General features: G+C 53.0%; 9 protein-coding genes. 7 read left to right on the top strand and 2 right to left on the bottom strand.

The window, feature by feature from the left end; genetic code table 11:
• From NTU47_18655 to NTU47_18635, 5 genes are all read left to right on the top strand, one after another.
• The coding region (locus NTU47_18655) for a T9SS type A sorting domain-containing protein (GenBank protein ID MCX6135829.1) at positions 1–2301 on the top strand (2301 nt) is incomplete at its 5' end.
• Between the two features lie 230 nt (positions 2302–2531).
• The gene (locus tag NTU47_18650) at positions 2532–3908 is read left to right on the top strand and encodes a hypothetical protein (protein ID MCX6135828.1); all 1377 of its coding nucleotides are present in this window, start codon (positions 2532–2534) and stop codon (positions 3906–3908) included.
• On the top strand, positions 3905–6715 hold the full coding sequence (locus tag NTU47_18645) for a TonB-dependent receptor (protein ID MCX6135827.1): 2811 nt from the start codon (positions 3905–3907) through the stop codon (positions 6713–6715). Before NTU47_18650 ends, NTU47_18645 begins: the two co-directional genes overlap by 4 nt.
• Before the next feature lie 11 nt (positions 6716–6726).
• Entirely contained in the window at positions 6727–7707 is a 981-nt protein-coding gene (locus NTU47_18640; GenBank protein ID MCX6135826.1) for a PorV/PorQ family protein, read from the top strand.
• Positions 7708–7733: 26 nt separating this feature from the next.
• Positions 7734–8960 carry a hypothetical protein gene (locus tag NTU47_18635; GenBank protein MCX6135825.1) on the top strand — a complete coding sequence of 409 codons (1227 nt, stop codon included), beginning with the start codon at positions 7734–7736 and terminating at the stop codon, positions 8958–8960.
• Positions 8961–9409: 449 nt separating this feature from the next.
• Here the strand turns inward: NTU47_18635 and NTU47_18630 are convergent, their stop codons facing one another.
• Positions 9410–10366 carry a hypothetical protein gene (locus NTU47_18630; GenBank protein ID MCX6135824.1) on the bottom strand — a complete coding sequence of 319 codons (957 nt, stop codon included), beginning with the start codon at positions 10364–10366 and terminating at the stop codon, positions 9410–9412.
• Positions 10367–10438: 72 nt separating this feature from the next.
• Entirely contained in the window at positions 10439–13726 is a 3288-nt protein-coding gene (locus NTU47_18625; GenBank protein ID MCX6135823.1) for a carboxypeptidase regulatory-like domain-containing protein, read from the bottom strand.
• 819 nt (positions 13727–14545) lie between these two features.
• On the opposite strand from NTU47_18625, the gene NTU47_18620 reads away from it, so the two are divergent.
• Both NTU47_18620 and NTU47_18615 read left to right on the top strand, forming a co-directional pair.
• The gene (locus NTU47_18620) at positions 14546–14824 is read left to right on the top strand and encodes an HU family DNA-binding protein (protein ID MCX6135822.1); all 279 of its coding nucleotides are present in this window, start codon (positions 14546–14548) and stop codon (positions 14822–14824) included.
• Between the two features lie 982 nt (positions 14825–15806).
• The gene (locus NTU47_18615) at positions 15807–16853 is read left to right on the top strand and encodes a LacI family DNA-binding transcriptional regulator (GenBank protein MCX6135821.1); all 1047 of its coding nucleotides are present in this window, start codon (positions 15807–15809) and stop codon (positions 16851–16853) included.
• The last annotated feature ends 134 nt before the right edge of the window (positions 16854–16987 follow it).

Genomic DNA, 16987 nt, shown 5'->3' with positions numbered 1-16987 from the left:
TGGTTAATACGAACGTTGCTTCTGGTTTTGGTCCTGACCTTCGTCGTATCGGTCGGGCTCGCCCAGAAGGTTGTGACGATTCCTCAGTTGCAGGCGGTCCCGCAGGATTCATTGAAAAAGCTCGACTCCCTGCAATCTGCAACGGGAGCCAGGACACTGCAAATTTCTCCGTACTGGCGCGGATCTGATGTCACCGGCGCGGACACGGTCTCCATCACGGGCGTGGTTCTCGTGAAGCCAAGTGTCTTGACCTATACATTGCAGAGGTACAACACCTATATCCAGGATACGACAAGAGGAGCGGTGTTTGCTGGAATCAATGTGCTCACGAACGATTCAAGTACGGCGGCACAGGCCGGTGGTATTACTGCAATCGACACCGGATATGTGATAACGATTACGGGAAGAGTCACGGAATTCGGCACACAAAACAACAGTTTGACAGAAATGTTCCACTACAGCGCCACGAATCCGATTTACATCAGCCCTCCGCCGATCAACCTGAGTGGAATCATTGCCCGGCCGGCTCCCAGAGAAGTTGCGCTGTCTGAATTGGCTACTGGTAATTTGCCAAAGCCGTCCACTGGCGAGAAATATGAGTCCATGTATATCATCGTACGAAACGTGACTGTCATCTCGGTAGACTACAGCTCTGGCAGATTCACCTACCAGGATTCTCTTGGAAACGTTGGCTATATGTACGACGGTTCAGCGTGGTACAGCCTTCGCGGGCACAAATCCAGCAGCTCGCGATACACACCTCCGCCAGTTGGTACCAGGCTGAGCTTTCTGCGCGGACTGTGTCTCCCACAGACCAGAAGTAACACGTGCGGTGACTACACGATCATGCCTTTGTATCCGGGACCGAGAGAGCAGACGAATTCAAAGTATCCCGGCGATATCGGAATCGCATCCTTCTCACCGCAGATTACAGCAATCGTCCGGACACCGACTCCGCCAAAGGCCACCGACGCGGTAAACGTGTCATGGAAGGCGAAGAATTTGAACTCCGGCGGCAAGATCGATAGCAGCTTTTTCAACTGGAGATTCGGATCAAGCACGGCGAGGGCGTGGACCAGGTCAAAAATCACCGCTACCTCGGGAGATTCATTGTACACTGCTACTATTCCGCCGGCAACTGGTGACAGTCTGATCAGTTACTTCGTGGAAGCGTACGGCGGCGGAATCTACGGATCTTCGCCGGATCCATCTATACCGAACTTCTACCAGGTTCGACAGAGTGGACTTACCATCCGCGACGTACAGTTCACCCCCTATGTAAACTCGAATTCCGGGTTCTGGGGGGACACCGTGACGGTCAGTGGTGTCATCACAGCTGATACGACAGATATCAAGGAAGTGAACAGCAGTCGTCCGCAGCTTTGGATGGCGTCTGCTGCAGGTGCTTGGAACGGGGTCACGATGTATGGGACCAACGCCGGCGTAGGACTCGATACGCTGCTGAGGGGTGACAGTGTGCAGGTCACAGGCGTAGTGATGGAGACAAACGGTCGCACGAATATTCAGGTGCTCTCTCGCACGCTCGTCCGTAGGGGCGTCGTCGTTCCTGCGGCGACATCAATCGGATTGAGCGGCTCAGGTTCCGTCAGCTATCAGGATGCTGCCAAACCTGTGAGCGGCGCCTCCCCGTTTGAGCAGTGGGAGGGTGTCCTTGTGAAAACGCCGCTTGTCTATGTCGTCATGATGAATGCGGACGTCAACTCGGGCAATTTTGGTGAATTCTTCATCAGTACGACGAAAGGCATTTCGACCACCGCCTTTGGCCTTCGTGTCAACGACAACGGATGTAACACGTTCTATGTTGATACGGCCTCCGGCTATCGTTTCACCAGGTGGCTGACCGATCACCCGTTCGGCAGTCCTCTCAAAACCAAGCTGATCCCATTGGGTGCTTCTGTTGCTTCGATAACCGCGATCATGGACTACTCGTTCAGCGCATACAAGCTCGAACCGAGAAAGGACGACGATTTTGGAATTGTCTCTTCCGTAACGTATCAGGAAGCTGGCGTTATGCCGTCCAACTTCGAGCTGAGTCAGAACTATCCAAATCCGTTCAACCCGACAACGGCCATTCGCTACTCAGTGCCGGTCGCCGGAAGTGTCCAGCTAAGAATCTTCAACATACTTGGGCAGGAAGTGATGACGCTTGTTGAGGGGGATCAGAAGGCCGGATCGTACGTGGTTGTCTTCGATGCATCGCGTCTCTCCAGCGGTGTGTATCTCTATCAATTGAAGACCGACAAGTATTCAAACGTCAAGAAGATGATGTTGCTGAAGTAACGTACGTCTGCGGGGGGAGGGGGAAATCTCTCCTCCCGCGCAATGTTGTTGTCCGACAGTTCTACTGTCGGACACGACATCACCTCGACAGTTTCACTGTCGAGCGACGGTTTCACAGCTGTTGTCCGACAGTTCTACTGTCGGACACGACATCACCTCGACAGTTTCACTGTCGAGGAAACGAGTCTCCTCAACGAATCAGGGTGGGATAGGGATATACACAAAGACGGATGAACAAGTTTGTCAACATATCGATCATCATCGTGTTGATGCTCGCAGGCTGTTCGAAACGGCACACCAACGAGCCGCTGTTGAACCAGCCCCCGAAGACGTATCTCGCCCTCGTCCCCGACGGCGAACTCCGCAGAACTGTGAGCCAGCAGAGCATTCACTGGTGGGGGGTCGATCCTGATGGTTTTGTGGCAGGGTACTACTTTTCGCTCGACAGTGTTCGCTGGACCTTTACGACCAGAACTGACAGTCTTTTCACCTTCAGACTCAATCGCCTCGACACAACGTATTCCTTCTTCGTCGCAGCAATCGACAATGAAGGACTGCGTGATCCGAAACCTGCTTCGCTTCGGTATCCGATCCGGAATTCACCTCCTACGGTCTCGTACCTTCTGACCTCGACCGTTCCGGAAACGACCTACACAGTCGCCACGTTCCAGTGGACAGGGAACGACATCGATGGCAACGAGACGATCGTCAATTACTACTATGCCCTGGATGACACGTCGAATCCCGCTCGTTGGAAGAAATTGCCCGGCGATGCGAACCTTGTGACTCTGTTCAAGACCGACGGTCTGACCGAGGGTAACCATGCCTTCTACTTGAAGGCGCAGGACGTTGCAGGCACGATCAGCCCGACGGTTCGTATGCCTGACACCGGCAAGGTGTGGTATGTACGTGAGCCGAAGGGGGACTTCCTGATCGTCCGGGACTACCAGCCAACGGATGTCTCGGCAGCCTTCTACAAATCGATGTTCGACACGCTGATTGGCGGGCGGCTCGGCAGCAGAGACGTCATCGACATCAAGAAGGGGGCTTCAGCGATCAGCCGCGGGAAGTTTGTCCCGCCCCTCATCAATCCGACATTTACCGAAACGTTGAAGCTCTTCAAATACGTCTTCTGGTACGGGGATAATGCCCCGAGTCTCGATATCATTCAAGCCAGCCTCCCGGGCTTCAAAAAGGCTGGAGGAAAGGTCTTTCTCGCTGCCGGGTTCCCGCAAAACATCAGCGCCCAGGGCGGACTTGGTGATTTCGCTCCGATCGACAACATCGAACCGAGTTTCTTCACCTCAATTCTTCTTGGGAAAGACACGATACTCGCTGTCGATCCTGCATACCCGACGCTGGTGCGCGACACGCTCGGCACCATCTACACGTTCCCCAGAGGACTGCTCCCGAAGGTCGATGCCCGTGTTCTTTACAAGATGCAGGTATCTCCTCGCTGGGTGGGACAACCTATCATGGGTGTGAAGGATGCTGATCGCCCGAATTTTGTTATGCTTGGTGCGCTCCTGCATCGATTTGCAACTCCGCCAAGCAGAGTCGCGGCGCTCCTGCGCAAAGTCTACAAAGACGAGTTCGGAATCCAATGATGAAAACGGCGATGAAAATGCTGATGCTGTTGCCGTTGGTGTTGGCGCTTAACGACACTTTGAGTGCACAGAATAAGAGCGTGATCAAGGGCCGCGTACGTGATGCGAAGACGCTCGAAGGCCTCCCCTCTGTCAATGTCACGATCAAAGGAACGTACTACGGCGCTGCGACTGATCCTGACGGTAACTTCAGTATTCAGGGAGTTGGCATAGGCAGTTACACGCTTCAGTACAGTTTGATCGGCTATACAACGGTGCAGCGGACAGATGTGCGCGTCGAGGCGGGAAAAGAGGTTGTCGCAGATCAGGATCTCTCGGAGACGACGCTGAGTATAGGGCAGGAGGTCCTCGTGATCGGCAAGAGGCCTCTCTTTAATCTTGAAGAAACCGCAAGCCGCAGGGCGGTGACGTCTGAAGACATCAAGTCGACCGCAGTAACAGACGTGAGGGAAGTCGTCACTCAACAGATCGGAGTCGTGCAGACTGATAACGAAGTACACATCCGCGGCGGCCGCTCAAACGAAAATGCGTACCTGCTCGATGGTATCTCCATCCAGGACCCGCTGTCAGGGACGGGCTTCGGACTTCAGATCAGCGCAGACGCGGTGCAGGAAATCGAAGTCCTCACCGGCGGCTATAACGCCGAGTATGGGCAGGCGACGTCCGGCGTGGTCAATGTGACGTTGAAGGAAGGGGCGCAAAAGTACCAGGGGAGTCTCTCGACAAAGAGGGACAGGCTGGGTTTGTCGGACCGGATCGCACACAGTTTCAATACCGATGTCTACGAAGCGACGATCAGCGGCCCTGAACCGGTTACCACCTTTCTCCTTCCATTGGTCGGAATCCGGACCCCCGGCACCCTGACGTTCTTCAGCAATTTATATGTTGGAATCTCTGACGGTTTTACAGGAGCGCGGGCGAAGCAGCTTGTCTCGTCGACGTTCTATGGATCGAGATTCGCCCCGCGGGAGGAGAACAACTGGTTCTGGCTCGCGAAGCTGACGTGGAAACCGGCTTCCCTCTTCCGGCTCTCCTATTCGTACAATCATTCAGTCGCTATCAATCAGAACTCGCAGTCCCTTCAGACAAATCTGGAATACGTCGAACCGAGCCCAGGGTATCAATATGATTTCCAGAACATTCTTGATGGGGCGAACACGTACACGCACAACAATCAGCTCCATGTCCTGAGCCTCACACACACGTTGTCGAACACGTTATTCTACGAAATGAAATTCTCCCACTTCTTCACGAACCTCCGTGCGGACGCAAATGGGAAAGACTACACGCAATACACAGAGCCGAAGGACATCGTCACGTTCCCGGTTCAGTACTACAACATTGGGCATGACACGATCGGCGTCATTCCCGGTGATGGCTTCTACGATTACGGGAATGGGTTTACGTGGCACGATCATTACGTCATCGAAAACACGTTGAAGCTCGATGTCACGAACAACTTCTCCGACAAGAACAGATTCAAAGCCGGCTTCGAGCTTACGATGCAGGAGATGCAGAATATCGACATCTACGAGCCCTGGATCGGTGTCCTGGGTCTGAACAATGACATCTATACGGTCCGTCCTGCATTCGGTGCCCTGTATGTGCAGGACAACATCACTTTCAGCGGTATGATTCTCAACGCCGGCCTGCGGTTCGATTACTGGTTCCCTGGCAAGTACGTGGACGATGCGGTTGACAACCCGGCGGTGGTTACGATTCCGGACCAAATCAGACAGGATTATAAAGACAAAACGTATTCGTTGTTCGGACGCCGCTGGAAAGGGAGACTGAGTCCCCGCATTGGTATCTCGCACCCGGTGTCGGACAACCAGATGCTGTTCTTCTCCTACGGACATTTTTCGAAGCTTCCGAAGCCGCAGTTTGTGTATGCGAAGCTGAACCCGGTATCCGCGCAATCGACGTTTCAGAAGTTCGGCAATCCTGACCTGAATCCCGAAACGACGGTCGCCTACGAAATCGGGCTCCAGTCGCAGTTCTCCACAGACGACGTCCTCACCGTTACCGCGTACAACAAGGACATTTTCGACTATGTCTCGACGAAGCAGGCCCGGCTCACATCGGCGCGGCTTTCGTCGTCGAACTTCATTACGTATGTGAATCAGGACTACGCGCGGTCACGCGGCATCGAAATCGAATTCCGCAAGAGAATCGGACAATGGTTCCGTGGAACAGTGAGCGGTTCATATTCGATCACAACCGGAAAGAGCTCCACACCGGATCAGGCCGTGCTGGTGGCGCGCGGCATCGAGGATGAGACGATTAAAGAGAACTACGTCACGTGGGACAGGCCGGTGCAGCTGAACCTGAACACGACGTTCATGGTCGGGAAGGACAAGCCTTTGTTTGGATTCGCACCCGGGATCCTCGACGATTACAACGTGCATTTCCGTGTCTTCTATCAGTCCGGAAAGCGGTACACACCATCAATCTTTGACGGCTATCTGACGAACGGGAAGCCGGCGTATGTCGCCGATCAGTCAAATCTGCTCGGAGGCGTCGGAGCATCGTGGTTCTGGATCGACATGAACGTGGAGAAGTACATACGGATCGCCAATCTTGAATTCACTCTATCGATGCAGGTAAAGAATTTGCTGGACACAAAGAATTCTGCAATCATCAACCCGGTAACCGGTCGCGCATATGAACTTGGCGACAGGACGCCGAGCGGCTGGAACGATCCAATGTATCCCCAGCTGCAGGCACCAGTATCGACATACCCGTTCAACCCTGCACGGTACCTGACGGGACGCAATGCTCAGCTTGGACTAGGAATAAGGTTCTAATCGTGCTTCGAATGCGGTTTATCATAGTGCTTCTCTTTTCCTGCGTTCTTTCGGCCGCCACGCTGAGAGCTCAGCTGATGCCCACGCTGGGTGCGCAGCGCGCCGGTACTGCAAGCGTGCAGTTCCTCAAGATAGGTGTTGGGGCAAGGGCGGGCGCTATGGGGGAGAGCTTCGTCTCGATCGCCAACGATGCCTCGGCGTTGTACTGGAACCCCGCCGGGATCTCCCAGTTCAAGGATGACCAGGTGCTGTTCGCACATACGTCGTGGCTCGTCGACATGCAGCACGAGTTTATCGGAGCCGTGTATCATCTGTCGCCGGATGACGCAGTCGGACTCTCTGTTACGACGCTTCATACGGAAGACATGCCAGTAACAACAGAGTTGCAGCCGCTGGGAAATGGAACGTACTTCCACTATGGAGACATGGCTGTTGGAGTAACCTACAGCCGCAAGCTGACGGAGCAGTTCAGCTTTGGAGGGACGGTCAGGTACTTTGAAGAAACACTCGACGTCCTGAAGCTGCGCGGCACGGTGATTGACCTTGGAACGTACTACTGGACCGGTTTGGGGTCGCTGAGGTTTTCGGCTGTGGTCTCGAACTTCGGAAATCAGGTTTCTGCGAGCGGGAGCGTCGAAATCCTCAACGGTTCAACTGTATCCCAGTTCCAGCAGTTCTCTCCGCCTACGGTGTTCAGGTTCGGGTTCGCGTTGGAGCCTTTCCAAAATGAATCGCACTCTCTGACGACCTCGTTGCAGCTGAACCATCCGAATGACAACTCGGAGAATCTGAGCATGGGGGCAGAGTACCAATACATGAAAACGTTTTTCGCCCGGGGCGGCTACAAGATGAACGTCGATGAAGAGGGATTCTCCTTCGGCGTCGGGCTTGCCACCTCGCTGAATCTCTTTTCCTTCTCTCTTGACTATGGTTACGCCCCGTTCAGGAATCTCGGCGGTGTGCACAGAATATCAATGTTTGTGAAACTATGAGGCAGGATTTTCAGAGTAGTACAGAAATGTCATTTCCAATTCTTCATATTGTATTTTTCAACGCAGAGGCGCTGAGGACGCAGAGAATCGCGGAGGAAGCGGAACTAAACTCTGCGATGCTTGGCGATCTCCGCGTCTCCGCGTTGAGAACCAGGGAGCGAAGAACACAAATCTCATTTCTTGGAGTGACACTAGCTCTATTACTGGCGCTTCTTGGCTGCCAGGAAGCGCGGTATTCGGTTGATTCACTTCCAAAGGGGGAGGTCAACACTGGTATCGGTGACACTGTGTACGTGCAGCAAAACCCCGTGTGGACGGGGTTCAACCATCCCCAGTCGATTATCGTTGGGAATGAGCCCTTCGTCTACGTGGCGGACACGGACAATGACCGGATTGTGATGCTCGACCTGATCGGGCGTGTGATCGGATATTCTCAAACGATCAAGCACCCGGTGGCGATCGCCGAGGATAAGCGCCTGCAGCTTCTTGTGTGCGCCCAGTTTGACACGCTGCTTCCGGGCAGAACATCGCCGACTACGTTCGGCGCAGTGTACCGGCTCGACATGGTTTCAACAGGACACAACATCGGAAGTGTCAAACCCCGCCGCGTATTCTTCGAACCTGGCGATTCAACGCGGCGCTACGCAGGCGTAGCAACGCTGTTTGACAATCACTACTACGTATGCCGCAACGGGCCGAAGAACGAAGTGACGCGTATCGACCGTGACATGGCAATACTTCTCTTCGACGGAGCGGACGCGCTGCTTACTCCCGTCACCTCCGGCTTTTCGCCGGACGGGACAGGACTCTTGTCGATCAGCACATTGTCCGCTGTTGCCACGATGCCGACAGGCAGGTCATTCGAATTTGTGTTCTGTCAGACGGGCGACCGGTCCTTCTACAAAGTGCAGTGGATTCAGATTGTGTCCGAAGGGCAGACGACGAACATCCTGTCGAAATTCTACCCTAGCACTGACGGAAACCTCGACATCCTCAAGCTGAACCGCTTTTCCATGCCTGTGGGGGTCACCATCGATCCCTCAGGTAACCTCTATGTTGTCGATGCGGTCAAAGACAGCCTGTTCCGATTCTCCACCCGCGGCATAGAGCGGTATTCATTCGGCGGCACGGGTTCGGGCACCAGGCAGTTCCGCCAGCCATACGGCGTGGCATATTTCGACAAGACGATCTACGTCGCTGACCGCGGCAACAACCGCATCGTGCGCTACAAGCTCTCAAGTGATCTGCAGTAGGTTCATTTCCGCAACAAACTCCTTGATTCGATATTCCTTATTCGGTGTTCGCTGCTCATTCTATCCTGCCGTCTAACCATCCATCTCATCGGTGCGGTCATATAAGAACGCACACAGATGACTCAGAAGAAGCACAGGATTAACGCAGATAAATCAATCAGTGGATATCAGTGACATCAGCGTGATCAGTGTGCTATTGCGAAGTGGGGGCGGGTGCGCCCTCCAGCAGCGTTATCACAGCCATAGCAGAACGCGCTGCTGATGCAAAACAAAAGCCCTGTCGATTTCCCGACAAGGCTTCTTGGCGTGATCTTGCATCACTCTTTCTCGTTGACCATTATCGATTAGTCATTGACGATTGACAATTATCTCAGTCCTTCCAGCCTGATAGAATCAAACCATGTCTTGCCCTCATTGACAATTATCCATTAGTCATCGACGATTCACAATTATCTCAGTCCTTCGAGCCGGATCGCATCAAGCTCTGTGTCAGCCATAAGTCCAGAATTTAGAAGCAGGAGGTATTCCTGCGAAACGCTCTGCCCAAAAATCGCCAGATCGTCCGTGTTGATTGTAACCCGGACACCATTGTCAACCAGTGTTCGGATGGGGTGATGGGCGATGTCCTTCACGACGCCGAGCTTCACGTTGCTGCTTGGGCATACGTTCAGACGTATTCCTTCCACACGCAGGCGATTCATAAGCGTTTTCGAAGAGGCGGCAGCGATTCCATGCTGCACTTCATCGACTTCCAGCGAGTCGAGCACTTCCTCTACTGCCTCAGGGCCGGCAAACTCTCCAGCATGTGCCTTGAGCTTCATGCCCTTGTTCTTGGCTTGAAGGTAGATATCGCGGAAAGCTCTCGGCGGTTGGACTTGTTCGTTTCCATAGAGGTCAATGGAACGGAAGAGACCCGAATCAATGCAGAGTGCAGCCAGGCGTATCTGGTTGGCCGGGGGGCGGTCTTTTGACATCCCAATCTCAGGGCGGAAGTCGATCCGGTCCCTGTATCGATCAACGAGATCGGATACGAACATGAAGAACGCATCGTGAGCCGGCTCGAACAACGAAATGAAGCGCATATCCATGCTCATTTCGAGCCTTGTCACGCCATCGTCGATGGTGTCCTGGATCGCTGATTCAGCAGTGAATTGAAACCCGGAGCGGGTGTCGGTGTGGGGATAGAGAACGTCGTGCGAATACTTGATCATCTCGTCGAGTGAAGACATCCGGGCTGGAGGGCGGGGGAGTGATTTCCCTATCCAGGATTCGATGCGTTCCAGCCGCGTCCCCAGTATGGAATGGTTATGGAGGTCGCTTTTGGGGATGCTTCGAAGCGTCGCAAGGTCTCCCGATTGGAGTGCGATGCGAAATGATTTGCTGTCCGAAGATGCCAGTGAAGTCATCGGCAAGTGTAAGAATAAGAACAAAAAAAGCCGCCCCCCAAGAAGGGAGGCGGCTCATGCAGCAAATTGAAATTAGTTGAAGTAGTACTTCAGGCCGAGCTGGAAGCTGTACACATCCGGAAGGCCTGCAGTTTTCTCGAACGTATGGTCCATCAGCGCACCGTTGACGACGCGCATGGTGAACTTGGGTTGTGCGTCTGTAGCCGTCGTAGCGTTGATCAATGGCTGCAGGTTCACAAACCGCTGTGACTGTCCCCAGCTCTTGTTGATGAGATTGCCAACATTCAGGATGTCGAGTCTGATCTCGAGGGTGTGCTTTTTCTCAAAAGCATCCGTGAAAATCGACTGGACAACGCTCACGTCGGCACGGGACAGCATAGGCATAAACGCGCCGCCGCGTTCTGCATATTGACCCCGGCGGGTGCTAAGGTATTCATCCTGGCTGATGTACGCGTCCCACGCAGCCGCTTGCTGGGCCGCGGTGAACGTGACTGTCGTGCCGGACTTGATATCTGCGAAGTTCATTTCGGAGACGCCACGCGGTACGTAGAGCAGGTCGTTGCTGGAGTTTCCATCGCCATTCACATCGCCGCTGGAGGTATAGCTGCCGTTGCCGATGGTGTACGTATCCCAGAACAACGAGATGGTCGTTGAGCCGAAATTGAAGTACTCAGCACGGTAGGACAAGGAAGCGAAGATTCTGCTTCCCGGTGAGGTCGGCGAGAATCCGACTGGTGCGTTGTTCGGGTTGTTCGGCACCTGGTTGCCAGACCATGAACCGAAAGCGATGGAACCCGGATCGACCGTATTCTTTGAAATGCCGTAGTTGTACGCAACTTTGCCGTAGAATCCATCGGCCGCCGGACGTTCGAGGGTAGCGGATATGCTGTACGAGAAGCCCTTGTCCTCGTTTTTCATGACCACAGCATCCTGAACAGCCTGGTTGATTCTGTTGGCATTGGCAACGCCCGCAATCGCAACCCAGCGCGCGCGGGTGTCGGCTCCCGTGAACGCTGAGTTCGGAGTCGACTGGTTGGCATTAATATAGTAGACGCCGTTTATTTCTTTGCCATAGATGAACTCGCCAGTTGCCACGAGGCCGAGCGGCAGCTTCTGGTCAACAGCGATGTTCGAGCGCCATTGTTGCGGGAACTTGAAGTTCGGGTCGGTGATTGCCAGCTCGTAGGTCGCAGCGGGCGCCCCGGTTACGGTAGCCGGTTTGTACCGGTCAGGATTCGGATTGAACGGATAGGCTGTCGTGTTGGTAGCCGACAAGAAGCCTGTCAGCACGCCCGTGTTGCCGATCTGGTTCGAGATCCACACGTATGCTGGTTTGCCGGTGAAGATTCCGGATCCGCCGCGGACCTGGGTGGTACGATTTCCGAATACATCCCAATTGAAGCCGAACCGTGGTGAGAAGAGGATATTGGCGGCCGGAAGCTTCGCCGTGTTGTATTTCACCGCGGCGCCGGTCTCATCCATGAAAGTGAGCGCATCGGCATTTGCATTAGCATAGCCGGTTTCGCCAAAGCTCGGGATGTCAAAACGGAGACCAACGGTCAGCTTGAGATCTTTGTTGATCTGCCATTCATCCTGTGCGTAGGCGCCCCAATAATAGACATCAAGAGGTTGAATTGGTTTTTCCATGCCCGGAATGTTGTTGTAGCGGACCTGGAATGTTCTCAGGGTAACAGGGGAGACGGTCCTGCTTGGATTGGCAATGTACCCGTTCGCGTCTGTGTAGAAATCCGCGAGGGAATTGTAGACGTAGGCGCTCTGTTTGCCGGGGAAGAAGACATTTTCTGAGTGATATTTTTCACCCGAGAAACCGAACGTCAGCACATGGTTGCCAAGATCCCATGTGAAATTGTCCTGAATCTGATAGCTCGAATAACGAAGCTCGTTGTTCGGCGTGAATGGTTCAGAGCCGAACGACGTGTAGACTGATCCGCTGTTGAGGATGTCAACGAACGGGAATAATGTCCCAACGTCACCGCGGCTTTCATCGCTGAACGTGTAGCCGGCGATCAAGTTGTTGGACATATTGTTGCCAATAACGGAGTTCCACTCTCCCACGATAGAGCGCATGTTCTCGAGAATCGTATAGTTCGATCCGGAAAAGTTCAGACCTGTCGTGTTGGAGCGGCGGGTCCCGAATCCAAGCGAAGAAGAGTTGGAAAGGAGCACGTCTGTCTGAGAATCAAGGTGATTATAACGGAGAACCAGCTTGTTGTTTTGATCAAGGTTGAAATCGAGTTTTGCCAGATAGCGCTTGCCAGGAGTAGCGAAATTGTAGCCCTGGTAGGTCCCCGGATTGTAGTTGAACTTTGTCGTCAAGAAAGTTGCCAACGCGTCAAGGTCGCTTCCGAGAACGCGGGTCATGTTGCCGCCCACCGTTGCGCCGCCGGGATTCGCAGAGAAGGTTGTCCCCGGTTGTTCGGTCTTGTCTCCCTCGTAGTTGATGAAGAAGAACAACTTGTTCTTGATGATCGGTCCGCCGAGACTTACAGTGAGCTTGCTGTAGTCGAACGTGCCAGGATTGTAGACGTTGTCGCCTGCCTGCGTGCCGATGTATCCCTGGTTACGCCAGGCATAGCCCGCCGATCCAGTGAAGTTGTTGGTTCCGCTTTTTGTTACCGTATTGACTGCGGCGCCGACGAAGTTACCCTGGCGGACGTCGAAGGGGGCGATGTTGACCTGAACTTGCTCGATAGCATCGAGTGAGATTGGTGCAACGCCTGTTCGCTCGCCGGGCTGTCCGGCAAGTCCGAATGAATTGTTGAAGTACGAACCGTCGACCGTCGTGTTGTTGTAGCGGTTGTCCTGACCGACGAAGACGGAGTTGCCGCGGGCCTCAGGGGTCAAGCGTGCAAAGTCCTGAATGCGGCCGGAAATGGTCGGCAATGTTGCCAAAGCGAGTTTGTCGAAGTTGGTCGCAGCGCCTGTGCGGCTGGAGTTCATCACGGAACTCCGTTGTGCTGTGATGACGACTTCTGCTGCCTGAATGGCTTCTTCAGTCAGTGTGAAATCGATGTCAACTGTTTGAGAAACGTTTGTGTAAACATTTTCGCGGGCAGTTTTCTTGTATCCCACGAAAGACACTGTCACGGTGTAGGGGCCTCCGACGCGCACGTTCGGAATGGTGAACCTCCCGTTCGGGCGTGAGCTTGTGCCGTACGTAGTGCCGCTCGGTGTGTGAACAGCGATAATATTGGCGCCTGGGAGTGCCTCACCTGTCGAACTCACGATCTTTCCGCCGATGGCGGCGGTTGTGATACCTTGAGCAAACAGGGAGGAGGTCCCGATGCAAAGAAGCGCAAGAAAAGCTACTGCAAACCATTTGGTAATGGTTGGCTTCATACTAGCCTCCTGAAGGTTGGATGATTGTTTGTTATATCTGATTGAAAACATTCCCGTGTGAACAATAGACGGAGTGTAACTACCAAAATGCAGATTCACGATGTGCTTGGGACTATTGAAGGGAAAAAGTGAAGGATTTCTATAATTGTGACGGACAAACCTACCGAACAAAAACCAGAAACACAAGTCAAAAAGCATTATGTATTTGTTACGGATGGGAATGTGCTTCAAGCGAAGAAGCTTCAGTACAAAATGATTCACGTTGCTGCTGTGCGCTGCGTCAGAGAGTCCTCGTTACACGGCGATGATCATTTCATCTCTCGTTCGGAATCGAAGAACGAATTCCGTGAGACCAACATGATGATTCTCCATTCGGATCACAATTTCTCTCTCTGCTCAGATCATCCCTCATCAAAATTCAATCGACACGCGCGAACAGGTTCGAAGCATGAAATCGTGAGGCGCCGCTGAACTTCAGATCTCGAGAGAATTGCCATTCTTAAGTCTTCCCCGTGAGCCATCCGTCACACAATTCGCCCAACCCTCGTTTTGTTGGTGTTTTGATGCGTCTGTAACTCCTTATACTCAAACAAATTGCATTGAGGTCCTGCCGCGAATCTGAAGTTCGATAGTAGGCCCGTAATTATTGGGTAATTGTCATTTTCTTGTTGACATTCGTTCTAAAACCCTTATATTTGCTAGAGAAATTAGAGGTCGCTTGACGGTGTAAAGAGCTACAGGCTTTTGTTTCAGGTGTCCTTTAACTAACTACACTACCCTCCACAATTTTATAGAGAGGTTTTTCTTATGGGAAAGCCAATGTCAAAGAGCCAGATTGCTGCACATTTAGCCAGCAAATTTGAGCTCAAGAAAAAAACAGCCGTGGCAATTCTTGAGGAAATGGCGCATCTGTCTTACAGAGAAGCGCAGAATTCCTTCACACTGCCTGGCATCGGAAAGCTCGTGCTGGTTGCCCGCAAAGCACGCATTGGTCGCAATCCGGCCACTGGTGAGCAGATTCAGATTCCTGCGAAAACAGTAGTGAAATTCAGAGTTGCGAAAGCAGCGAAAGAAGCTGTCCTGGGAATCAAGAAGTAATCCCACTTTTGCTGAATGTTTTCAACACGCCGGCATTGAAGCAATGCCGGCTTTTTTTTCCTCTGCTTCACTCTTCATTCGATTTCCTACAAATCCTACTGGTATCTACTCCCGTATTTCCGTGTGAATTCGCGCGAAAATGTTCGTCAGTTTTGTTGAGGTTTTTGAGGATTTCTCGACACGGATCTCATTCGTTGGCATCCGAATTCTGCAATGAATTCGCGCGAAAAAAACTTGTTAGATTGCTAGCCTTTTCATGCTTTCTCAAAATGGACTTTGAATAAAAGGAATGGAAATTCCCGAATGAATTCGCGCGAAAAAACGCGCGTCTTTGCTGAGCTTTTTCGGCGTTCGCAAGAGCTGACTCGAATCTCAAAAAGCCGAATGCCCCAATGAATCTGCGCGAATTCTCTCGCGTTTTCCTCAGCTTTTTCAATACTCTCGCTGCCAAGCGCCGATGCCGCAGAAACTCACTATGCCTATTGACGATTGGCTAAAGATTCGTGCGAGCGCATGCAGAAGCGACTGGAGGATACAAGGTCCAGGCGGATCGGCTGAACTCATACTGATAGTTTCTTAATGAATACGCGGGGCGCAGAATCGGGGATCCTGGCGAGCATTCAATGCACTGAGTGCGCTGTTGGATCAACAAGGCGTGACCTCGATCCTGCAAATAGAGAAGCGTCTGGTTTTTGACTAGCAGGATGCGTAAAAGCTAAGTTTGCGTCACGTTGAGCGGAGTCGAAACGTCTCAATTGAGGCAAACAGCAGGCTTCGACTTCGCTCAGCCTGACGAAGTTTGTCCTTTGGATGCCTTTTTCCGCGTCCTCCTAGTGATGATCGTGTGCAATCGAGCATTCACCGAGGGAAGCGGAGCAGAAGGACATTCAACGAGCGGTCCCCCGCCGGAAGCCCCTTTTTTGACTTGACTCTATACTATTTATCCCTAAATTTATGGAAGCCCTTCCACAAAAATCGGTTCTTGCCCCCTACAATCTATGATATCGCTCGCGAGGCGAACGTAGGCATTGGTACCGTTTCCCGGGTGTTCAACGACCATCCAAGTGTATCCAAAGAAACACGGGAAAGAGTCCTTCGCATCGCGAATCGTCTAAGCTATCGGCCCCATCCGTACGCGCGCGGACTTGCGCGCAAGCGGACGAATTCGATCATGGCGGTCATCCCGTTTTTCACCACCTTCTTTTTCATGGAGATTCTCCAGGGCGTTCAGTCGAAGCTCAGCGAACTCGATTGTGATCTTCTGCTCGTCGGGGTCAATCATCCCGATCAGGTGGAAGAGTCGCTGCGGCACAATGTTCAGCGGAACCGCGTGGACGGAATTTTGTTCTTTTCTATGAGGGTCCCGGAGACGTTCGTCAATCAGTTCCTGCATCACAGAACGCCTCTCGTACTCGTGGACGCGTATCACAAGAATTTCGATTCCCTCGCTGTGGATAACCAGCAGGGAGCGTACGTTGCAACGAATCACCTGATTGCCTCCGGCCACCGCCGAATCGGCATGCTCAGCGCAAACCTCGAAAGTATCCCGGCGAGGGAGCGGCTTCGGGGATACCGGAAGGCCCTGGAAGAGGCAGATCTTCCCGTCGATCCGTCGCTCATCAAGAACAGCGCTTCACCGCGGCTGGATGGATTCACACGCGAGTCCGGATACGAGGTGATGCAGCAATTCATCCGGATGGGGAAGAAGATGCCTTCAGCAATTTTTGTCTCGAGCGACATCCAGGCAGCCGGTGCTCTTGCCGCACTCGGCGAAGCCGGATTGAAATGCCCGGAAGAAATTTCGCTTGTTGGATTTGACGACATCGAGATCGCGAGTCACCTCGGCCTGACAACCATGCGGCAGCCGATGTATGAAATGGGTGTGCTTGCGGCCGACGTGTTGCTTGCGCGCCTCGAAACACCGAACCGCGAAGCGGTCCATACGATGTTCGTACCGAAACTCGTTATCCGTAAGACATCCGAGAGTCTTGATTCCCGTATCCGTGTCGCAAGCGAGACCGCAGCGTAGGGAGTCGGATGTGGGCTCCCGCGAGCCGCAGAGACACGAATGTTCTGGCTCACGATTTGCCTTGTTACTTTTAGTGCTTTGGTGTCTTAGCGGCTCATGATGTGTTTTGACTCAGGTTGCGATTTGAAGGAAAC

Source organism: Ignavibacteriales bacterium (assembly GCA_026390595.1).
GTDB lineage: Bacteria > Bacteroidota > Ignavibacteria > UBA10030 > UBA10030 > UBA9647.
This window is presented reverse-complemented; position numbering and strand designations above follow the sequence as displayed.